This is a genomic window from Parasphingomonas frigoris, assembly GCF_036663815.1.
In the GTDB taxonomy this organism is placed as follows: domain Bacteria; phylum Pseudomonadota; class Alphaproteobacteria; order Sphingomonadales; family Sphingomonadaceae; genus Sphingomonas.
The window spans coordinates 782,990-802,810 of record NZ_JAXOJQ010000003.1 but is presented as its reverse complement, the minus strand read 5'-3'; the positions used below and the strand labels follow the sequence as shown (position 1 = coordinate 802,810).

At 66.5% G+C, this 19,821-nt stretch carries 20 protein-coding genes; 16 read left to right on the top strand and 4 right to left on the bottom strand.

What is annotated here, in order from left to right:
• Nucleotides 1–9: 9 nt before the first annotated feature.
• The gene (locus tag U1872_RS14180) at nucleotides 10–1,545 is read right to left on the bottom strand and encodes an acyl-CoA synthetase (protein WP_332793532.1); all 1,536 of its coding nucleotides are present in this window, start codon (nucleotides 1,543–1,545) and stop codon (nucleotides 10–12) included.
• Between the two features lie 152 nt (nucleotides 1,546–1,697).
• Between U1872_RS14180 and U1872_RS14175 the strand changes: the two genes are divergently transcribed.
• Both U1872_RS14175 and U1872_RS14170 read left to right on the top strand, forming a co-directional pair.
• Nucleotides 1,698–2,135: a PaaI family thioesterase gene (locus U1872_RS14175; RefSeq protein WP_332793531.1), complete on the top strand. Its 438-nt coding sequence runs from the start codon at nucleotides 1,698–1,700 to the stop codon at nucleotides 2,133–2,135.
• Nucleotides 2,135–2,512 carry a PaaI family thioesterase gene (locus tag U1872_RS14170; protein ID WP_332793530.1) on the top strand — a complete coding sequence of 126 codons (378 nt, stop codon included), beginning with the start codon at nucleotides 2,135–2,137 and terminating at the stop codon, nucleotides 2,510–2,512. The genes U1872_RS14175 and U1872_RS14170 overlap by 1 nt, the downstream gene beginning before the upstream one ends.
• Before the next feature lie 128 nt (nucleotides 2,513–2,640).
• On the opposite strand, the gene U1872_RS14165 is transcribed toward U1872_RS14170, so the two are convergent.
• Nucleotides 2,641–3,873 carry a PQQ-dependent sugar dehydrogenase gene (locus tag U1872_RS14165; protein ID WP_332793529.1) on the bottom strand — a complete coding sequence of 411 codons (1,233 nt, stop codon included), beginning with the start codon at nucleotides 3,871–3,873 and terminating at the stop codon, nucleotides 2,641–2,643.
• Between the two features lie 263 nt (nucleotides 3,874–4,136).
• On the opposite strand from U1872_RS14165, the gene rimP reads away from it, so the two are divergent.
• From rimP to U1872_RS14095, 14 genes are all read left to right on the top strand, one after another.
• Nucleotides 4,137–4,715 carry a ribosome maturation protein RimP gene (gene rimP / locus U1872_RS14160; protein ID WP_332793528.1) on the top strand — a complete coding sequence of 193 codons (579 nt, stop codon included), beginning with the start codon at nucleotides 4,137–4,139 and terminating at the stop codon, nucleotides 4,713–4,715.
• A complete protein-coding gene (gene nusA / locus U1872_RS14155) occupies nucleotides 4,715–6,343 on the top strand; it encodes a transcription termination factor NusA (protein WP_332793527.1) in 1,629 nt (542 codons plus the stop codon). The genes rimP and nusA overlap by 1 nt, the downstream gene beginning before the upstream one ends.
• On the top strand, nucleotides 6,343–6,570 hold the full coding sequence (locus U1872_RS14150; RefSeq protein WP_133190126.1) for a tautomerase family protein: 228 nt from the start codon (nucleotides 6,343–6,345) through the stop codon (nucleotides 6,568–6,570). Before nusA ends, U1872_RS14150 begins: the two co-directional genes overlap by 1 nt.
• 144 nt (nucleotides 6,571–6,714) lie before the next feature.
• Nucleotides 6,715–7,485, top strand: coding sequence for a DUF448 domain-containing protein (locus tag U1872_RS14145; protein ID WP_332793526.1), 771 nt, complete (start codon nucleotides 6,715–6,717; stop codon nucleotides 7,483–7,485).
• A complete protein-coding gene (infB, locus tag U1872_RS14140) occupies nucleotides 7,482–10,283 on the top strand; it encodes a translation initiation factor IF-2 (protein ID WP_332793525.1) in 2,802 nt (933 codons plus the stop codon). The genes U1872_RS14145 and infB overlap by 4 nt, the downstream gene beginning before the upstream one ends.
• A gap of 155 nt (nucleotides 10,284–10,438) precedes the next feature.
• Nucleotides 10,439–10,834 (top strand): 30S ribosome-binding factor RbfA, encoded by a 396-nt coding sequence (gene rbfA, locus U1872_RS14135; RefSeq protein ID WP_332793524.1) that lies wholly within the window; start codon nucleotides 10,439–10,441, stop codon nucleotides 10,832–10,834.
• Nucleotides 10,835–10,865: 31 nt separating this feature from the next.
• Nucleotides 10,866–11,147: an AbrB/MazE/SpoVT family DNA-binding domain-containing protein gene (locus U1872_RS14130; RefSeq protein WP_332793523.1), complete on the top strand. Its 282-nt coding sequence runs from the start codon at nucleotides 10,866–10,868 to the stop codon at nucleotides 11,145–11,147.
• On the top strand, nucleotides 11,144–11,533 hold the full coding sequence (locus tag U1872_RS14125; RefSeq protein WP_332793642.1) for a type II toxin-antitoxin system VapC family toxin: 390 nt from the start codon (nucleotides 11,144–11,146) through the stop codon (nucleotides 11,531–11,533). Before U1872_RS14130 ends, U1872_RS14125 begins: the two co-directional genes overlap by 4 nt.
• Nucleotides 11,533–12,111 (top strand): thymidine kinase, encoded by a 579-nt coding sequence (locus U1872_RS14120; protein ID WP_332793522.1) that lies wholly within the window; start codon nucleotides 11,533–11,535, stop codon nucleotides 12,109–12,111. The genes U1872_RS14125 and U1872_RS14120 overlap by 1 nt, the downstream gene beginning before the upstream one ends.
• Before the next feature lie 15 nt (nucleotides 12,112–12,126).
• A complete protein-coding gene (locus U1872_RS14115; protein ID WP_332793521.1) occupies nucleotides 12,127–12,828 on the top strand; it encodes a site-2 protease family protein in 702 nt (233 codons plus the stop codon).
• A 2-nt stretch (nucleotides 12,829–12,830) separates the two neighbouring features.
• A complete protein-coding gene (truB, locus tag U1872_RS14110) occupies nucleotides 12,831–13,835 on the top strand; it encodes a tRNA pseudouridine(55) synthase TruB (RefSeq protein WP_332793520.1) in 1,005 nt (334 codons plus the stop codon).
• A 20-nt stretch (nucleotides 13,836–13,855) separates the two neighbouring features.
• Nucleotides 13,856–14,125 carry a 30S ribosomal protein S15 gene (gene rpsO, locus U1872_RS14105; RefSeq protein WP_010183700.1) on the top strand — a complete coding sequence of 90 codons (270 nt, stop codon included), beginning with the start codon at nucleotides 13,856–13,858 and terminating at the stop codon, nucleotides 14,123–14,125.
• Between the two features lie 174 nt (nucleotides 14,126–14,299).
• Complete coding sequence (gene pnp, locus U1872_RS14100) at nucleotides 14,300–16,678, top strand: polyribonucleotide nucleotidyltransferase (RefSeq protein ID WP_332793519.1); 2,379 nt, start codon at nucleotides 14,300–14,302, stop codon at nucleotides 16,676–16,678.
• 127 nt (nucleotides 16,679–16,805) lie between these two features.
• Nucleotides 16,806–18,560 (top strand): DUF885 domain-containing protein, encoded by a 1,755-nt coding sequence (locus U1872_RS14095; RefSeq protein WP_332793518.1) that lies wholly within the window; start codon nucleotides 16,806–16,808, stop codon nucleotides 18,558–18,560.
• A gap of 46 nt (nucleotides 18,561–18,606) precedes the next feature.
• Here the strand turns inward: U1872_RS14095 and U1872_RS14090 are convergent, their stop codons facing one another.
• A complete protein-coding gene (locus U1872_RS14090; protein ID WP_332793517.1) occupies nucleotides 18,607–19,383 on the bottom strand; it encodes a MerR family transcriptional regulator in 777 nt (258 codons plus the stop codon).
• Nucleotides 19,384–19,450: 67 nt separating this feature from the next.
• Nucleotides 19,451–19,735: a chorismate mutase gene (locus U1872_RS14085; RefSeq protein ID WP_332793516.1), complete on the bottom strand. Its 285-nt coding sequence runs from the start codon at nucleotides 19,733–19,735 to the stop codon at nucleotides 19,451–19,453.
• Between the last annotated feature and the right edge of the window lie 86 nt (nucleotides 19,736–19,821).

Sequence of the window (19,821 nt, the reverse complement as noted above, 5' to 3'; positions counted from 1 at the left end):
CCATCGGCGTCACACAACCGGCGCGCCGGTCTCGGCCCAATAGTGGTCGCGCAGCAGGCGCTTGTACAATTTGCCCGTCGCGTGGCGCGGCAGTTCCGCCGCAAAATCGATCTGGCGCGGCGTCTTCACCCCCGACAGCTCGGCACGACACCAGGCGGTCAGCTCGGAGGCGAAGGCCGGCCCCGCTTCTGCCATGTCGACCGGCTGGACCACCGCGACGACGCGCTCGCCCATTTCGGGGCACGGCGCGCCGATCACCGCGACATCGGCGACGCGCGGGTGGGTGATCAGCCGGTTCTCGATCTCCTGCGGATAGATGTTCACCCCGCCCGAGATGATCATGAAGCTCTTGCGGTCGGTGAGGTAGAGATAGCCGTCGCCATCGATCCGCCCGATGTCACCGAGCGTCGTCCAGCCGTGCGCGTTGCGCGCCTCCGCCGTCTTGGCCGGATCATTATGATATTCGAACGGCGTGCCGCCTTCGAAATAGACCAGACCCTGCTCGCCCGGCGGAAGTTCTGCGCCATCCTCGCCGCAAATGTGGAGCACGCCATACGCCGCCTTGCCGACCGACCCCTTGTGCGCCAGCCATTCGGGCGAGGCGATCGTCGTCAGGCCGTTGCCCTCCGACCCGGCATAATATTCGTAGAGCACCGGGCCCCACCATGCGATCATCGCTTGCTTGACCGGGATCGGACACGGCGCGGCGGCGTGGATCGCGACCTTGAGGCTCGACAGGTCGTGGCGCGCGCGCGTCGCCTCGTCGAGCTTGAGCATCCGCACGAAATGCGTCGGCACCCATTGGCTGGCGTTGACGTGATAGCGTTCGATCGCGGCGAGCGCGGCCTCGGGGTCGAAATGCTCCATCATCACGACGGTGCCGCCGAGCCGCTGCACCGTCATCGACCAGCGCAGCGGCGCGGCGTGATAGAGCGGCGCCGGGCTGAGATAGATACTGTCGGGCCCGAGCCCGTACAGCCCGCGCGCGAGCATCTCGAGCACGGTGCCCGCGGCGACGTCGGGATCCGCGGGTAAGGCGACGCGCACGCCCTTGGGCCGCCCGGTCGTACCCGAGGAATAGAGCATGTCGATCCCGGCGCGTTCGTCAGCGATCGGCGTGCTCGGCAGCGCCGCGACCGCATCCTCCCACGCCCTCCAGCCCGCAACCGCTCCGCCGACCGAAAACCGCGCGAGATTCTCGCCCAGCGCGGCCGTCACGCCCGCAAGGCTGGCCGAGACGACGACCAGCCGCGCGCCGGAATCCTTGAGGATGTAATCGACTTCGGGCGCCGTCAGCTTGGTCGAGATGCAGACGAAGAAGAGGCCGGAACGCTGCGCGCCCCAGGCGATGTCGTAGAAAGCCGGGCTGTTCTCGAGGCACAAAGCGATCGTATCGCCCGCCTGCAGGCCTTCCGCGCGGAACAGATGTGCTGCGCGGTTCGACCGGGCGTCGAGCTCGGCGAAGCTGACGCGTTCGCCGGTCTCGGCGACGATCAGCGCGGGTTTGTCGGGATCGGTGCGCGCATGTACGCTCGGATGCGACATTTCAGGCCCTCCAGAACAGCCGCTTGCGGGCCGTTTCGTTTTGTTTTGCAACCCGATGCTATACCGGGGTGCCGAACGCCGCAAGCGGCAAGCCGAGGCCGCGGCGCTCGGCGCTTGCACGCACGCGGCTTTGCGATACAGCGCCCGGCATCATGGCCCCCGACACCCCTTCCGCATTCGACCCGCAACGCTTCAGCAGGCTTGGCGTCGGCGGGCATGGCGGCCTGCTCAAGCTGAGCTATCACAGCCACGGGCCCGACTGGGTCGAGCTGCAACTGCCGTATCAGACAGATCTGATCGGTGATCCGGCGAGCGGCGTGCTCGCTTCGGGGCCGATCCTGACGATGATGGACATGGCGACGAGCCTTGCCGTGTGGACCAAGCTCGGCAGCTTCCGCCCGCATGCGACGCTCGACCTGCGGATCGACTATCTGCGCCCAGCGACGCCGGGCAAGACGGTGTACGGGCGCGGTGAATGCTATCGCATCACGCGCTCGATCTCGTTCGTGCGCGGACAGGCGCATGACGGCGATCCGGCCGATCCGCTTGCGCATGTCGCGGGCACTTTCATGTTCACGGATGCCGCCTGATGTTGCCACCTTATGCCACTTTGCTGGGGATCACCGTCGCTGAGGGCGACGACCCGACGTTGCTGACGATGCCGAGCGCGACCAGCCTGCTCGGGCGGCCGGGCTATCTGCATGGCGGCGCGATCGGCGGGATGCTCGAAATGGCGGCGATCGTCGCGCTGCAATATGCGCTGGCCGAGGATGGCGGCGGGCAGATCAAGCCGATCAACGTCACGGTCGATTACATGCGCGGCGGGCGCGAGAAGCCGACCTTCGCGCGCGGTGTGGTGACGCGGCTGGGGGGCCGAGTCGCCAATGTCGAAGCGAGCGCGTGGCAGGATGATCCCGCCAAGCCGATCGCGGCGGCGCGGATGAACTATCTGATCGTGCGCGGCTAACAACCCTTCGTCACGACCAAAAACCCGTCACCCCGGCCTTGTGCCGGGGTCTACCGGGACGCGCGAGCATCGGCCGCAACGGGTGCCGCACGGTGGCCCCCGGAACAAGTCCGGGGTGACGGGTTGGCTTATGGTTTCGGCGTCAGCCGCACCAATTTGCCGTTATCCTCAAGCAGCCAGATCGACCCATCGGGCGCCTGCGCGACGTCGCGGATGCGCGCGCCCATGTCCCATTGATCGGCGACCGTGGCGGTATCGCCCGATAGCGCAACGCGGATCAGCGATTCGCCCGAGAGCGCGCCGATCAGCAGCGACCCGCGATACGCCGGGAACATCGCGCCCGAATAATAGATCATCCCACCCGGCGAGATCGACGGGTTCCACCACAATTTGGGCGCTTCGAGATCGGGCCGACTGGGATGATCGGGGATCGGCTTGCCCGAATAATTGTCGCCGTTCGACACGATCGGCCAGCCGTAATTCTTGCCCGGAAGGATCAGGTTGAGCTCGTCGCCGCCGCGCGGCCCCATCTCTTCCTCCCACAGCCGACCATCGGGGGTGAACACCAGGCCATACGGATTGCGGTGCCCGCTGCTCCACGTTTCCGCGCGCACCCCGCCCGCTGCCGCCATCGGGTTGCCCGGCGCCGCCTTGCCGTCGAGCGTCAGGTGGAGGATCTTGCCGAGCGCTTGCTCGGGATCCTGCGCCGGCGTGAAGCGCTGCCGCTCGCCCGACGAGAGAAAGAGCGACTTGCCGTCGGGCGCGAAGGCGATGTTGGCGCCGAACTGCCCGCCGACGCCGTCCGACCCGGCGCGCCACAGCACCTGCAGATTGGCCAACGCGGTTCCGGTGAACATCCCACGCGCGAGCGCCAGGCTGCTGCCGCCAGGGCGTGGTTCGGAGTAGCTGATGTAAACGCGCTTACTCGCCGCGAAATCTGGCGCTGGCGCGATGTCGAGCAGGCCGCCCTGATTGTCGTTGAGCACCTTGGGCGCGCCAGTGATCTCGGCGATCGAGCCGTCGGGACGGCGCAGCTTGATCTTGCCCGCTTTCTCGGTGACGAGCGCGCTGCCGTCGGGAAGGAAGGCGATCGCGAACGGTTCGTCGAAGGTCGCGAGCGTCTGCTGTGCGAACGGCGGCTTGGTTGCGGCGCGGTTGGCGCGGCCGGTCGTGGCGGGAACATTGGCGACGGTTGCCGCGGGGGCATCGTCAGGCAGGCTGGTGACCGGCGCGCGGCTCGGCTTCGCTTCCGGAGCGATCGCCGCCGCGGGTGCCGCTGCATTCGACTGCTGCGGCTGCGCGGAGCAGGCCGTCGCGGCCAGCAGCAGAGCAGCGAAAGGCGTGCGGGACGACGACAACATGGGACTCTCCTGTAAGTGTCTCGAAAACCGCCGTCACCCCGGACTTGTTCCGGGGCCCACGGCGCCGCGCAGACAGCGGGCGGTGGCGTGCGCTGCACCGTGGACCCCGAAACAGGTCCGGGGTGACGGGTGCGCGACAACGGCTTGCCAGCATCCCCGCTTCGGCCTATATCGCGATCACTCTCTACATCGCCAGGTGAAGAGGCTGGAGCCCCCCGGTTCCGGCGCCGAAGAGCTTTGCCCAACCGACCCGAGGATTTCCATTGGCCGAAACGCCCGACCTGACCCCGCTGATCGCCCCCGAAGCCGCCGCGCTCGGCTTCGATCTGGTGCGCGTGAAGCTGTTCGGCGGCAAGGGCGACCTGACGCTGCAGGTGATGGCCGAGCGCCCCGACACGCGCCAGCTGACGATCGAGGATTGCGCCGAACTGTCGCGCCGCATCTCCGACGTACTCGACACGCTCGAGGCCGAGGGACGCGATCCGATCACCGACGAATATCGCCTCGAAGTGTCGTCGCCCGGGATCGACCGGCCGCTGACGCGCCTCAAGGATTTCGCCGACTGGACCGGGCATGAGGCCCGCATCGTGCTCGCCGCGCCGATCGAGGGGCGCAAGGTGCTCACCGGGCTGCTCAAGGGCGTCGAGGGCGATCGCATCACCATCTATCTGCCCAAGCATGGCGAGATGGAGATTGGGTTCGACCAGGTCGGCACCGCCAAGCTGGTGCTGACCGACGCGCTGATCGCGGCGACTCGGCCGCTGTCGCTCGCCGGTGTCGAAGAAGAAGAAATCGAAGACGAAGCGCTGCCCGAGGGCATTGAAGACGAAGGACATAATTGATGGCCACCGCAGGAACCTCCGGCGTTACCGCCAACCGCGCCGAGCTGATCGCCATTGCGAATGCCGTCGCGACCGAGAAGATGATCGACAAGGCGATCGTCATCGAAGCGATGGAAGACGCGATCCAGCGCGCTGCCAAGGCGCGCTACGGCGCCGAGAACGACATCCGTGCGAAGCTCGATCCCAACACCGGTGACCTGCGCTTGTGGCGCGTCGTCGAAGTGGTCGAGGCGGTCGACGATTACTTCAAGCAGGTAAACCTCAAGGAAGCGCAGAAGCTCCAGAAGGACTCGGTCGTCGGCGACTATATCGTTGATCCGCTGCCCCCGATCGAGTTCGGCCGCATCGCCGCGCAGGCCGCCAAGCAGGTCATCTTCCAGAAGGTCCGCGACGCCGAGCGCGAGCGCCAGCATGAAGAATTCAAGGACCGCATGGGCGAGATCATCACCGGCGTCGTCAAGCGCGTCGAGTTCGGTCACGTCGTCGTCGACCTCGGCCGCGCCGAGGGCGTGATCCGTCGCGACCAGCAGATCCCGCGCGAAGTCGTCCGCGTGAACGACCGCATCCGCTCGCTGATCCTCAACGTCCGCCGCGAGAATCGCGGCCCGCAGATCTTTCTCAGCCGCGCGCACCCCGATTTCATGAAGAAGCTGTTCGCGCAGGAAGTGCCCGAAATCTACGACGGCATCATCGAGATCAAGGCCGCCGCCCGCGACCCGGGTTCGCGCGCGAAGATCGGCGTCATCAGCCATGATTCGTCGATCGATCCGGTCGGCGCGTGCGTCGGCATGAAGGGCAGCCGCGTCCAGGCGGTCGTCCAGGAAATGCAGGGCGAGAAGATCGACATCATCCCCTGGTCGCCCGACACCGCGACCTTCGTCGTCAATGCGCTGCAGCCGGCCTCCGTGTCGCGCGTCGTGATCGACGAGGAAGAGGATCGCATCGAAGTCGTCGTTCCCGATGATCAGCTGTCGCTGGCGATCGGTCGTCGTGGCCAGAACGTGCGTTTGGCGTCGCAGCTCACCGGCAAGGCGATCGACATCCTCACCGAGCAGGATGCGTCCGAGAAGCGCCAGAAGGAATTCGCCGAGCGCACCGAGATGTTCCAGACCGAGCTCGACGTGGACGAGACGCTCGCCCAGCTGCTCGTCGCCGAGGGCTTCGGCGCGCTCGAGGAAGTCGCCTATGTCGAGGTCGAGGAAATCGCCTCGATCGAAGGCTTCGACGACGATCTCGCCGCCGAGCTGCAGAGCCGCGCTGCCGAGGCGCTCGAGCGTCGCGAAGGCGCCAACCGCGAGGAACGCCGCGCGATGGGCGTCGAGGACGCACTCGCCGAGCTGCCGCATCTCAACGAGGCGATGCTCGTCACGCTCGGCAAGGCCGGGATCAAGACGCTCGACGACCTCGCCGATCTGGCGACCGACGAGCTGATCCAGAAGAAGCGCCAGGAACAGCGCCGCCGCGCCGAAGGTGCCGACGCCAACAAGCGCCCCGAGGACAAGGGCGGCGTGCTCGGTGAGTATGGCCTGAGCGAAGCGCAGGGCAATGAGATCATCATGGCCGCGCGCGCGCACTGGTTCGACGACGAGCCGGCGGCCGCGCCCGCGCCGGAGGAGAGCGAAGCCTGATGCCGTTCGTCAGCATCCGCATTTCGGGCAGCGCGACCAAGGACCAGAAGTCCGCGATCGTCGCCGATGTCACCCAGTCGCTCGTCGAGCGGCTAGGCAAGAACCCGGCTGCGGTGCAGATCGTGATCGAAGAAGTGAGCCTCGAGAATTACGGCGCGGGCGGGATTCTGCTCGCCGACCGTGACGCTCCCAAGAGGGAGGACGCGCATGCGGTTCCCTCACAATGAGGCCTTAGCGCTTCAGCCAGCATCGGGCGCGACCTTGGCCCCTCCCCTTCAAGGGAGGGGTTGGGGTGGGGCTGTGCCTGGAGCCGCGCTCTCTGCGAGCCACGGCTCCACCCCCAACCCCTCCCCTGAAGGGGAGGGGCTTTCATGACCACCGCGACCGACTCGACCGTGGTAGACGGCATCGACGACCCCACCGGCGCTATCCGCCGTTGCATCCTGCTCGGCGAACGCGCGCCGCGCGAAGCGCTCGTGCGACTCGCGTTGTCGCCCGACGGCCACGTCCTCCCCGACGTGCGCGCCAAGGCCCCCGGCCGCGGCGCGTGGATCGGCGTGACGCGCGCCGAGCTCGAGACCGCGATCGCCAAGGGCAAGCTCAAGGGCGCGCTCGCGCGTGCGTTCAAGACCGGCCCGGTGCTGATTCCCGACGACCTGCCGCAGATGATCGCCACCGCCCTCGAACGCGCGGTTCTCGACCGGCTCGGGCTCGAGGCGCGCACCGGTCATCTGCTCACCGGTTCGGACAAGATCGAGACCGCAGCGCGCTCGGGCAAGCTTACCATGCTGCTCCACGCGTCCGACGCGGGCACAGACGGCAACCGCAAGCTGGACCAGGCCTGGCGAATCGGCAACGATGAAGAAGGCAGCGCTTTGCGGGGGTTGGCACTGCCGGTGTCACGCACCATATTGGCCGTGGCGCTAGGTCGGCAGAATGTGGTACATATCGGCCTGACAGAACGCGATGCGGCAAAGCGGGTGGGCGAAACGCTCAACCGCTGGCTGCATTTCATCGGCCCCGAATCCGCCCTCGTGGCTTGCGAAACACCGTCGCAAGGCGCATCGGCGCACATATCCAACCCGGCGGGAAGTGGCATCCCTGCTGCGGCTGACGACGACACATGCGAGGAATTTGAGTGAGCGATACCGACAACGAAAAGCCGAAGCTCGGAATGCGTCAGCCGCTGGGGCTCAAGCGCACGATCGAGACCGGCCAGGTCAAGCAGAGCTTCAGCCATGGACGGCAGAACACCGTCCAGGTCGAAGTGAAGCGGCGCCGCGTGCTCGGCCCCGGCAGCGCGCCGGCCGCAGCACCGGTCGAGACGGCCGCGCCCGCGCCCGTCGCCGCACCGCGTCCGGTTGCGCCACCGCCGCCGCCGCCCCCGCCCGTCTCGCCCGGCAACTCGCTGCTGTCGCGCCAGGAGCTTCAGGCCAAGCTGCTGCGCGAAGCCGACGAAGCGCGGATGAACGCGCTCGAGGAAACGCGTCGCCGCGAAGAACGTCTGCGGATCGAGGCACAAGCCGAAGAGCGTCGCCGCGCCGAGGAGAATCGCCGCGCCGGTGATGCCCCCGACAGCGCCGCCGCGCCCGATCCCGTGCCGCAGCCTGCGCCCGAGCCCGCCGCAGCCCCGGTCGCCGAGGTTGCAGCACCCGTCGCCGCACCGGCCCCGGCCGTCGAAGCCGCACCCGCGCCCGCCCCTGCGGCGGCCGCCCCGGTCGCTGCTCCGGCAGCCCCTGCGCCCGTCGCTGCTGCGCCGGCTCCCGCTCCCGCGCCAGCCGCACCGCCCGCCCCGGCGCTGCGTCCGCTGAGCCTCGAGCGCGATCCGTCGATGCCTGCGCCGCGCCTGTTCACGCCCGTACCGCGTCCCGAGCGTCCGCGTCCGGCACCGCCTGCCCCGGCGCCCGAGCCGACGCCTGCAACGGCCGCCACACCTGCTGCAGGCGCAGCCGGTGCCGCCAAGCGTCCCGCGATCGGCGTTGCCGCACCGGTTTCGCCGAACGAACCCGCGCGTCCCGGCCAGCGTGACCGCAAGGGCGACGAGCGTCGCGGCGGCAAGCTGACCGTCAACCGTGCGCTCGACGGCGGCGACGGCGCTCGCGCCCGTTCGCTCGCCGCGCTCAAGCGTGCGCGCGAAAAGGAACATCGCCGCATGGGTGGCCCGCGCGAAGTGCAGGCCAAGCAAGTCCGCGACGTCGTCGTGCCGGAAGCGATCACCGTCCAGGAACTCGCCAACCGCATGGCCGAGAAGGGCGCCGACCTCGTCAAGATGCTGTTCAAGATGGGCTCGCCCGTCACGATGACGCAGACGATCGACCAGGATACGGCCGAGCTGCTGGTGACCGAATTCGGTCACAACATCGTTCGCGTCAGCGATTCGGACATCGACATCGCGATCGAGACCGATGCCGATCCCGAGGACACGCTGCTGCCGCGTCCGCCGGTCGTCACGATCATGGGCCATGTCGATCACGGCAAGACCTCGCTGCTCGACGCGCTGCGCGGTACCGACGTGGTGCGCGGTGAGGCCGGTGGCATCACCCAGCATATCGGCGCCTATCAGGTCACGCTGAAGGACAAGTCGAAAGTCACCTTCCTCGATACGCCGGGCCACGAAGCCTTCACCGAAATGCGTCAGCGCGGCGCCAACGTGACCGACATCGTCGTGCTCGTTGTCGCAGCGGACGATGCGATCAAGCCGCAGACGGTCGAGGCGATCAACCACACCAAGGCTGCCGGCGTCCCGATGATCGTCGCGATCAACAAGGTCGACAAGCATGACGCCAATCCGCAGAAGGTCCGCGAGGCCCTGCTGCAGTATGAAGTCGTGGTCGAGGAGATGTCGGGCGACGTCCAGGACGTCGAAGTCTCGGCGCTCAAGAAGACCGGGCTCGACGAACTGATCGAGAAAATCCAGCTCCAGGCCGAACTGCTCGAACTGAAGGCCAACCCGAACCGCGCGGCCGAAGGCACCGTGATCGAGGCCAAGCTCGACAAAGGACGTGGTCCGGTCGCGACCGTGCTCGTCAACCGTGGCACGCTCAAGGTCGGCGACATCTTCGTCGTCGGCGCCGAGAGCGGCAAGGTCCGTGCGATGACCAACGACAAGGGCCAGCAGATCAAGGAAGCCGGCCCTTCGATGCCGGTCGAGGTCCTCGGTCTCTCGGGTGTTCCGCGGGCGGGCGATCCGCTGTCGGTGGTCGAGAACGAAGCGCGTGCGCGTGAAGTTGCCGAGTACCGCCAGAGCGTCATCACCTCGAAGCGCACCGGCGGTGGTCCGGCGAGCCTCGAGTCGATGTTCTCGGCTCTCAAGGAAAAGCAGGCGATCGAATATCCGCTGGTGGTCAAGGCCGACACGCAAGGGTCGGTCGAGGCAATCGTCGGCGCGATCAACAAGATCTCGACCGATCTCATCAAGGCGCGCGTGCTGCATTCGGGCGTCGGTGGCATCACCGAGAGCGACGTTACGCTGGCGGGCGCCTCGGGCGCGCCGATCATCGGCTTCAACGTTCGCCCGAACGCCAAGGCGCGCGAAATCGCCGAGCGTCACAAGGTCGCGTTCAAATATTATGACGTGATCTACGACCTCACCGACGAGATCCGCGCCGGCATGGCGGGCGAGCTCGGGCCGGAAGCGTTCGAAACGGTCGTCGGCCGCGCCGAAATCCGCGAGGTCTTCTCGGCGGGCAAGCACGGCAAGGCAGCGGGTCTGCTCGTTACCGAGGGCAACATCCGCAAGGCGCTCAAGGCACGTATCACCCGGGCGGATGTCATCATCTACCAGGGCGAGATCGCCTCGCTGCGCCGCTTCAAGGACGATGTGGCCGAAGTGCGCGCAGGGTTGGAGTGCGGCGTGACCTTCACGTCGAACTTCGTCGACATCAAGCCGGGCGACTTCCTCGAAACGTTCGAAGTCGAACTGCGCGAACGCACTTTGTAATCGTGTTCCCCTCTCCCGCTTTCGCGGGAGAGGGAGGGGCCCGCGCAGCGGGAGGGTGAGGGTCTTCTTCTTCCTTCTGCTCGTCGCGCCTCGAAGAAGAAGACTCTCACCCAACCCTCTCCCGCGAAGGCGGGCAAGGGCTTTAGGCTTTAGCCATGCGCCCAACCGAAACCGCCGAATCCCGCAACGTCCGCCTGCTCCGCGTCGGCGAGCAGATGCGCCACACGCTGAGCGATATCCTCGCGCGCGGCGACGTGCATGACGAGGTGCTCGCCAAGCATTCGGTGACGATCACCGAAGTGCGCATGTCGCCCGACCTGCGCCATGCGACGGTGTTCATGAAGCCGCTGCTCGGCCGCGACGAGGAAGCCGTGCTGAAGGCGTTGCGCACCAACACCGCCTACCTCCAGCGCGAGGTCGCCGCGCGCGTCCACATGAAATATGCCGCCAAGCTCAAGTTCCTCGCGGACGACAGCTTCGACGAAGGCAGCCACATCGACAAACTGCTCCGCGACCCGAAGGTGGCGCGGGATCTGGAGCCCGAGGATTGACAGGCTCCGCGGTAAGACGCATCTTACCGCCATGCATGCGCAAACGACACTTTCGGGAAAGGGACAAGTCGTCATCCCGAAAGACGTACGGGATGCGCTTGGCCTGGTTCCCGGCCAAAAGCTTGACGTGGTGAAGGCCGGCAACGGCGTATTGCTTCGCCCGATATTGCAGAAAAGCGGTCGGACGGCGGAAGAGATTTTCGCACATCTGCGTGAAATCGCGCCGAAATGCGAGGGGCCGCCGGTCTCGATCGCGGAGATGGACCGCGCCGTCGATGCAATGGTCGCCGCACGCTCCGAGGACGATATCTGACCGTCGCGGTCGATACCAACATCGTCGTCCGTCTTCTGGTCAGCGACGATGCACGTCAGGTCGCGGTGGCGAAGGCCGTACTGTCGGGTGATTTCGTCCTGTTGCCGAGCGTATTGCTCGAAACCGAGTGGGTGCTGCGATCGAGCTACGCGTGGCCTCGCGCCCGCATCGCCGAGGCGCTGGCGGTGCTCATCGACCTGCCGACATTGCGCGAGGCGCCGCCGGGGATCGGTTGGGTGATCGAGCGCTTCGCCAACGGTGCTGACTTCGCCGATATGCTCCATCTCGCCGCGTCGGGCTCGGCCGACGCCTTCGTCACCTTCGACCGCCGACTTGCCAAGGCAGCCGGCCAAGACACGCCCGTTCCGATCGAGACGCTTTCCTGATGGCCAAGCTCTATTTCTACTACGCCTCGATGAACGCGGGCAAATCGACCAACCTGCTGCAGGCCGATTTCAACTATCGCGAGCGCGGGATGCGGACCGTACTGCTGACCGCGGCGATCGACGATCGCTTTGCGGCGGGGACAATCACCTCGCGGATTGGGCTGGCGGCGGATGCGATCGCGTTCGATCGCGACACCGATCTCATCGCGGTGGTGACACGCGAAGGCGAGGCGCCACCGGCCTGCGTGCTGGTCGACGAAGCGCAATTCCTGACGGCGGCCCAAGTCGACCAGCTCGCCACGCTCGCGGATGTCCACGGCATTCCGGTGCTCGCCTACGGCCTGCGCACCGATTTCCTCGGCGCTCTGTTCGAGGGTTCGGCGCGGCTGCTGGCGATTGCCGACTCGCTCATCGAGATCAAATCGGTCTGCGCGTGCGGGCGCAAGGCGACGATGAACCTGCGTGTCGATGCCGCCGGCCGCGCAGTCGCCGCGGGGGCGCAGACCGAGATCGGCGGGAACGATCTGTACATTGCGCTGTGCCGTCGCCATTTCAGCGAAGCGCTTTCCGCCGCCTGACCCGAACGGACCCCGATGACCAACCCCGACCTGCCTTACACCATCGCGGTGTGGCTCATCCCGCTCGTGATCGCGATCGTGTTCCACGAGGTTGCGCACGGCTATGTCGCGCGGATCTTCGGCGACCATACCGCCGAGCGGATGGGGCGGTTGACGCTCAACCCGATCAAACATGTCGATCCGGTCGGGACCGTGGTGCTGCCGATGATCCTGGCGATCGCGCATGCGCCGATCTTCGGCTGGGCCAAGCCCGTGCCGGTGATCGCGTCGCAGATGCGCAACCCGCGGCGCGACATGGTGCTGGTCGCGCTGGCAGGCCCTGCGACCAACTTCGTGCTGGCGACGCTGACGGCGTTGGGGCTGGCAGCGTTCGTCGGGCTGGTGGGAGGCATCCCGCCTGAAACGCCACATAGCAGTGTCGGTTTCGCGTTTGACCTACTGTATCGTTTCCTGATCGCGAACGTCTTTCTTGGCGTTTTCAACCTGATCCCGCTCCCGCCATTTGATGGCGGTCATGTGGTACAGGGTTTGCTCCCCCGCCCCGCAGCGATCCAATATGCGAAGCTTGCACGTTTCGGGATGCCCCTGCTGCTGATTCTGCTCTTCGTGCTGCCGATGATCAGCCCGCAACTCGATATCGTCCGCCGCGTCATCGGCCCGATCGCCAACGCGGTCGCGGATTTCTTTCGCCATATAGCCAACCTCGACGGCCTGTGAGCGTGCATGGCTGGCTGATCCTCGACAAGCCGTTGGGTCTTGGCTCAACGCAGGGCGTCTCCGCGGTCAAGCGCGCACTGCGCGCCTCGGGCTATGATGTGAGCAAACGTGGCATCAAGGTCGGGCATGGCGGTACGCTCGATCCGCTTGCCACCGGCGTGCTGCCGATCGCGCTTGGCGAGGCGACCAAGCTGGCCGGGCGGATGCTGGACAGCGACAAGGTGTACGACTTTACCGTCACCTTCGGGGCGGAGACCGACACGCTCGACCTTGAAGGCAAGGTGATCGCCGAGAGCGCGGTGCGGCCGACGCTGGCGCAGGTCGAGGCGGTGCTGCCACGCTTCACCGGGCCGATCGAGCAGGTGCCGCCGATCTATTCCGCGCTGAAGGTGGATGGGGAGCGGGCTTACGATCTTGCGCGCGCTGGCGAGGCGGTGGTGTTGGCGAGCCGGGCCGTGACGATTCATTCGCTCGTCCGCGTAGAAGAAGAAGCAGAAGAAGAAGGCCCTCACCCAACCCTCTCCCGCGAAGGCGGGAGAGGGCTTTCTGCTTCTGCTCCTTCTCCCGCCCTTGCGGGAGAAGGCCGGGATGAGGGCCTTCTTCTCGACCACCTCACCCTCACCGCGCACGTCTCGAAGGGCACCTACATCCGCAGCCTCGCCCGCGACATCGCGCTGGCGCTCGGAACGGTCGGCCACGTCACCATGCTCCGCCGCACCAAGGCCGGCCCGTTCACCCTCGAAAACGCGATATCGCTGGACAAACTGGCCGAACTCGGGCAGGCGCGCGCCCTTGAAGACAAACTCCTGCCGTTGAGGGCGGGGCTGGACGACATCCCGGCTCTATCCCTCTCCCCCGATCAGGCAGGGCTGCTCCGTCAGGGGCGGGTGTTGATCGGGATCGCCGCAGACGATGGCTCCTACTTCGCGACATCGGAAGAAATTCCCGTCGCTCTGGTGGAAGTCCAGGACCGCGAGGTCCGCGTCATCCGCGGTTTCAATCTCTGAATGATGTCGAAGGAAGAAACATGACGATCACTGCAGAGCGCAAGGACGCGCTCGTCAAGGAACATGGCCGCGTCGAAGGCGACACCGGCAGCCCCGAAGTCCAGGTCGCGATCCTCACCGAGCGCATTCGCAACCTGACCGAGCACTTCAAGGGCCACAAGAAGGACAACCATTCGCGCCGCGGGCTGCTGATGATGGTCAACAAGCGGCGCACGCTGCTCGACTATCTCCGCCACAAGGACGGGGCGCGGTATACCGCCCTCATCGCGAAGCTCGGGTTGCGCAAGTAACACGGGAACTCACGAAACGGCGCCTTCGGGCGCCGTTTCTACATCTAACCCCTTTCGCCGCGCCGCAATTCGGCAGCCCGGCATGGGAGCCACGAAAGGCTCCAGACCGCGCGGACCGGCTAGTCCGCACATAGGCCCCGTCGGCATCCGGCCGGCGGCGTTGAAGGAAACGATATGTTCGATACCAAGACCGTGACCACCCAATGGGGTGGCAAGACGCTGACGCTGGAAACCGGCCGCGTCGCGCGCCAGGCTGACGGCGCCGTGATGGCGACGCTCGGCGAGACCGTGGTGCTTTGCGCCGTGACCGCCGCCAAGTCGGTGAAGGAAGGCCAGGACTTCTTCCCGCTGACCGTCCACTATCAGGAAAAGTACAGTGCAGCCGGCCGCATCCCCGGTGGCTTCTTCAAGCGTGAGCGTGGCGCCACCGAAAAGGAAACGCTGACCAGCCGCCTGATCGATCGCCCGATCCGCCCGTTGTTCCCCGAAGGGTTCTACAACGAGATCAACGTGATCTGCCAGGTTCTGTCGTATGACGGCGAGAACGAGCCCGACATGCTGGCGATGGTCGCCGCGTCGGCTGCGCTCACCATCTCGGGCGTGCCCTTCATGGGCCCGATCGGCGCGGCGCGCGTCGGTTACATCGACGGCGAGTATATCCTCAACCCGACCCAGGAGCAGATCAAGGCGGGCGAGCTCGACCTCGTCGTCGCCGCGACCGGCCAGGCCGTGATGATGGTCGAATCCGAAGCCAAGGAGCTTTCGGAAGAAGTCATGCTCGGTGCGGTCCAGTTCGCGCACAAGGCATGCCGCGAAGCCGCCAACCTGATCATCGATCTGGCCGAGCAGGCCGCCAAGGATCCATGGGAAATGGCCGCACAGGCTGATCTCTCGGCTGCCAAGGACAAGCTCAAGAAGCTGATCGGCAAGGACATCACGGCCGCCTACAAGGTGACCGACAAGTCCAAGCGCTCGAACCTGCTCAACGAAGCCCGCGCCAAGGGCAAGGCAGCGTTCGCCGACGCCGCGCCGCAGGACCAGATGGCTGCCGGCAAGCTGATGAAGAAGCTCGAGGCCGAAATCGTCCGCGGCGCGATCCTCAAGAACGGCCAGCGCATCGACGGCCGTACCACCACGCAGATCCGTCCGATCGAGGCGATGGTGCACTTCCTGCCGCGCGCGCACGGGTCTGCGCTGTTCACCCGCGGTGAAACGCAGGCGATCTGCACGACCACGCTCGGCACCAAGGATGCAGAGCAGATGATCGACGGCCTGACCGGCCTGTCGTACGAGAACTTCATGCTGCACTACAACTTCCCGCCCTACTCGGTCGGTGAAGTCGGCCGCTTCGGTGCGCCGGGCCGTCGTGAAGTCGGCCACGGCAAGCTCGCCTGGCGCGCGCTGCACCCGGTGCTGCCGTCGAAGGACGAGTTCCCGTACACGATCCGCGTGCTCTCGGACATCACCGAGTCGAACGGCTCGTCGTCGATGGCGACGGTCTGCGGCGGTTCGCTGTCGATGATGGATGCCGGTGTGCCGCTCAAGCGCCCGGTCTCGGGCATCGCGATGGGCCTGATCCTCGAGGGCAAGGACTTTGCGGTTCTCTCGGACATCCTCGGCGACGAGGATCACCTCGGCGACATGGACTTCAAGGTCGCTGGCACCGAGGCTGGCATCACTACGATGCAGATGGACATCAAGATCGCCGGCATCACCGACGAGATCATGAAGGTCGCACTCGCGCAGGCGAAGGAAGGCCGTGCGCACATCCTCGGCGAAATGGCGCGCGCGCTCGACCATACCCGTGAGGAACTCTCGGCGCACGCACCGCGCATCGAGACCTTCACGATCGACAAGACCAAGATCCGCGACGTCATCGGCACGGGCGGCAAGGTCATTCGCGAGATCGTCGCGACGACCGGCGCCAAGGTCGACATCGACGACGAGGGCGTGATCAAGGTGTCGTCGTCCGACACCGCGCAGATCGAAGCCGCGATCAAGTGGATCAAGGGCATCGTCGAGGAAGCCGAAGTCGGCAAGGTCTATGACGGCAAGGTCGTCAACCTCGTGGACTTCGGGGCGTTCGTGAACTTCATGGGTGGCAAGGACGGTCTCGTCCACGTGTCCGAAATCAAGAACGAGCGCGTCGAGAAGGTCTCGGACGTCCTGAGCGAAGGCCAGGAAGTCAAGGTCAAGGTCCTCGAGATCGACCCGCGCGGCAAGGTTCGCCTGTCGATGCGCGTCGTCGATCAGGAGACCGGTGCCGAGCTCGAAGATACGCGTCCTGCCCGTGAGCCGCGCGAAGGCGGCGACCGTGGTGCGCGTCCGCCGCGTCGTGATGGCGACGGTGGTCGTGGCCCGGGCGGCGGTGATCGTGGTCCGCGCGGCGGTGGTGGCGGCGGCGAAGGCCGTGGCCCGCGTCGTGACGGCGACGGTGGCCGTGGTCCCCGCCGTGATGGCGGCAGTGCACGCCCTGAGCGCGCAGCTGGCGGCAACGAGGACGGCCCCGCGCCCGAATTCGCTCCGGCCTTCCTGACCGGCGATCGCGACTAAGACCTTGGCCGCAAGGCTAAGGTGAGAGAGGGGCTCGGAGCGATCCGGGCCCCTTTGTCGTGGCCGGCCGCCCCTTATCGCGCCTGCGAAGATCGCCTAGGCTGGTGCAAACATAGGGGGAAATCCGATGCGCCGTCTTTTGCTTGCCGCCTTGCTCGTCTCCGTCGCCGTGCCCGCCGCCGCGGCACCGGCGGACGATCTCCACCACGTCATCGCCGATCACTGGGCGTGGTTCCTCAAGTCCAACCCGATCTATGCGACCGCGCTCGGCGTCCACAGCTATGACGACCGGATCGGCGACTACAGCCTCGCCGAGCAGGACCGCCAGGCCGCGCAGGCGGCGGCGTTCATCAAGCGGCTCGACGCGATCCCGACCGCCAAGCTGTCGACCGAGGACCGGACCAACAAAGCGATCCTGCGCCGCATCCTCGCCGAACAGATCGAGGCGAACGGCTTCGGCGAGCGGATGATCACCTTCTCGACGCTCGGCAGCTGGTTCCAGAATTTCGCCGGCCTCGCCGATCAGGTCCCGGTCCGCACCCGCGCCGACTATGCCAGCTACCTCACCCGGCTCGCCCAATTCCCCGCCGCCAATGCCGAACAGCTCGCCATCACCAAGCAGGCGGTCGCGGGCGGTTATGTCCAGCCGTGCGTCGCGCTGACCGGGTTCGAGACGACGATCACCGGCGTGATCACCGCCAGCCCCGAGGACTCGCGCTTCTATGCGCCGTTCAAGGGCAACCGCCCGGTCGGCATGAGCGAGGCCGAATGGGCCGACCTGCAGAAGCGCGCGCGGACGCTGATCAGCGACACGCTCAACCCCGAATATCGCAAGATCGCCGATTACTATCGCACCGGCTATCTGCCGAAATGCCGCGTGACCTTCGGCGCATCGGCCCTGCCCGAGGGCGCCAAATATTACGCCTTCCAGGTCCGCCAGCAGACCACCACCGACCTGACCCCGGCGCAGATCCACGATATCGGCCTTGGCGAGGTCAAGCGGATCAGAAGCGAGATGGAGACGCTCGCCAAGAAGGCGGGCTATGCCAGCCGCGACGCGTTCATCCAGGAGCTGCGCACCAACCCGAAATATTATCCCAAGACCGCGACCGAGCTGATGAGCGCGGCGGCGCTGCAGGCCAAGGCGAATGACGGCAACATGCCCAAGCTGTTCGGCACGCTGCCGCGCCTGCCCTACGGCGTCCGCGCGATGCCGAGCGAGACCGCCGAGGGCAGCCCGACGGCGTACTACATGCCGGGATCACCCAAGGCGGCGATTTCGGGCACCTTCTACGTCAACACCTCGAAGCTCGACCAGCGCCCCTTGTACGAGCTGCCCGCGCTGGTCAGCCATGAGGCGGTGCCGGGCCATCACAACCAGATCGCGCTGCAGCAGGAGATGACGCTCCCCGAGTTCCGCAAATACGACACCAATTTCACCGCCTTCGTCGAAGGCTGGGGGCTCTATTCGGAGCATCTCGGGATCGAGCTCGGCATTTACGACACGCCCGAGAAGGATATGGGCCGGCTGTCCTACGAAATGTGGCGCGCGTGCCGGCTGGTGGTCGATACCGGGTTGCACGCGCAAGGCTGGACCAAGGAGCAGGCGGTCGCCTTCATGAAGGCCAATACCGCGCTGACCGACGCCAATATCGACGCCGAGGTCAATCGCTACATCACCAATCCCGGGCAGGCGCTCGCCTACAAGCTGGGCGAGCTCAAGATCCTCGCGCTGCGCAAGCGCGCCGAGACCAAGCTCGGCGCGAAGTTCGACGTGCGCCGCTTCCACGATGCGGTGCTCGGCCAGGGCGCGGTGCCGCTCGACCTGCTCGACACGCAGATCGACGCCTGGATCGCCAGCGAGCAGCGCTCGGCGGCGTGACACAATGGGGTTCCGGCGGTGGGTGCCGCCGGAACCCGTTGTCGCGCTACGCCGCCGTGCGGTGCTGCGCGGCGGCGTTGATGAAGGCGAACACCTCTCGGTCGAAGCCCGGACTGGTCGTCTCGCTCTCCCATTCGTCGAAATGGTCGTAGACGTTCTTCACCCCCGCGATCATCTCGGGCGTGGCGACCGCCTTGAACGGTGCGAGCAGCGCTTGCCACTCGGTGACGAAGCCCTGCGCGGCCGCGCTGTCGGGCGCGAGCGGCAGCGCCGCCTTGATCCGCGCGCCGAGTTCGGCCCATTGTGCGGCATAAGCGGCGGGATCATGGTCGATCGGCAAATCGCGCAGCGTCGCGACGAAGCGCGCCTTTTCCTCGGGGGTGTAATAGCGGTCGGTCACCGCGTCCCAATGTTCGTGTGGCATCAGTCGATCTCCGTGCTGGATCAGCGAGCAAAAGGTCGCGACATCGATGGGCTCGCTTCGCTCGATGCGGGACTGGACGGTGAGCAGCAGCGCGCGCGCTGCGGCAATCTCTTGGGCATGCTCGGCAAGCGCGGCGAGTTGCGCCGTGACGATCCGCGCCAGCGACGGCGGACCTTCGCGCACGAAGCGGTCGATCTGCGCGAGCGTCAGCCCGGCGCGCTTAAGCATCACGATCTGATGGACGCGTTCGAGCTCGGCCGGACCATAAAAGCGCCGGCCCGCGGCCGACCGCAACGGACGCACCAGCCCGCGCGCCTCGTAGAAGCGCAGCGCGCGCGACGTCAGGCCGGTGCGGCGGGCGACGTCGGTGATGTCGAGGGCTTGGAGCGAATCGGGCATGACGAGGGTATGCCGCTTGACGCTGGGTCAACCGCAAGCGGTTTTTTCGACGCGGCCTGCTACGCGCCTACCCCGCGTCGCGCACCTTTTCGTGGTGGCGGATCACCTCGTCGATGATGAAGCGCAGGAACTTCTCGCTGAAATCGGGGTCGAGATCGGCCTGCTTGGCGAGCCCGCGCAGCCGCGCGATCTGCGACTCCTCGCGGCCGGGATCGGCCGGCGGCAGGCCGGCGGTCGCCTTGTAGCGACCGACCGCCTGAGTCGTCTTGAAGCGCTCGGCGAGCAGGAAGACGAGCGCGGCATCGATATTGTCGATGCTCTGGCGGTATCCGTTCAGCGTCTCGTCGGCCACCGACTGCTCCCCTTGTGATAGCCTCGCCCTATTGCGAGCACGGAAGGCCTCGCGCAAGCCGGGAAACGCTTGCCTTTGGCGACGCA

What these genes read in the sequence shown, in the direction of transcription:
- rbfA (WP_332793524.1), top strand. Translation starts at nt 10,439, where the DNA reads ATGCGCCCAACCGAAACCGCCGAATCCCGCAACGTCCGCCTGCTCCGC.
- U1872_RS14095 (WP_332793518.1), top strand. Translation starts at nt 16,806, where the DNA reads ATGCGCCGTCTTTTGCTTGCCGCCTTGCTCGTCTCCGTCGCCGTGCCC.
- rpsO (WP_010183700.1), top strand. Translation starts at nt 13,856, where the DNA reads ATGACGATCACTGCAGAGCGCAAGGACGCGCTCGTCAAGGAACATGGC.
- U1872_RS14115 (WP_332793521.1), top strand. Translation starts at nt 12,127, where the DNA reads ATGACCAACCCCGACCTGCCTTACACCATCGCGGTGTGGCTCATCCCG.
- U1872_RS14145 (WP_332793526.1), top strand. Translation starts at nt 6,715, where the DNA reads ATGACCACCGCGACCGACTCGACCGTGGTAGACGGCATCGACGACCCC.
- U1872_RS14120 (WP_332793522.1), top strand. Translation starts at nt 11,533, where the DNA reads ATGGCCAAGCTCTATTTCTACTACGCCTCGATGAACGCGGGCAAATCG.
- U1872_RS14180 (WP_332793532.1), bottom strand. Translation starts at nt 1,545, where the DNA reads ATGTCGCATCCGAGCGTACATGCGCGCACCGATCCCGACAAACCCGCG.
- U1872_RS14170 (WP_332793530.1), top strand. Translation starts at nt 2,135, where the DNA reads ATGTTGCCACCTTATGCCACTTTGCTGGGGATCACCGTCGCTGAGGGC.
- nusA (WP_332793527.1), top strand. Translation starts at nt 4,715, where the DNA reads ATGGCCACCGCAGGAACCTCCGGCGTTACCGCCAACCGCGCCGAGCTG.
- U1872_RS14150 (WP_133190126.1), top strand. Translation starts at nt 6,343, where the DNA reads ATGCCGTTCGTCAGCATCCGCATTTCGGGCAGCGCGACCAAGGACCAG.
- U1872_RS14130 (WP_332793523.1), top strand. Translation starts at nt 10,866, where the DNA reads ATGCATGCGCAAACGACACTTTCGGGAAAGGGACAAGTCGTCATCCCG.
- U1872_RS14175 (WP_332793531.1), top strand. Translation starts at nt 1,698, where the DNA reads ATGGCCCCCGACACCCCTTCCGCATTCGACCCGCAACGCTTCAGCAGG.
- pnp (WP_332793519.1), top strand. Translation starts at nt 14,300, where the DNA reads ATGTTCGATACCAAGACCGTGACCACCCAATGGGGTGGCAAGACGCTG.
- U1872_RS14090 (WP_332793517.1), bottom strand. Translation starts at nt 19,383, where the DNA reads ATGCCCGATTCGCTCCAAGCCCTCGACATCACCGACGTCGCCCGCCGC.
- U1872_RS14165 (WP_332793529.1), bottom strand. Translation starts at nt 3,873, where the DNA reads ATGTTGTCGTCGTCCCGCACGCCTTTCGCTGCTCTGCTGCTGGCCGCG.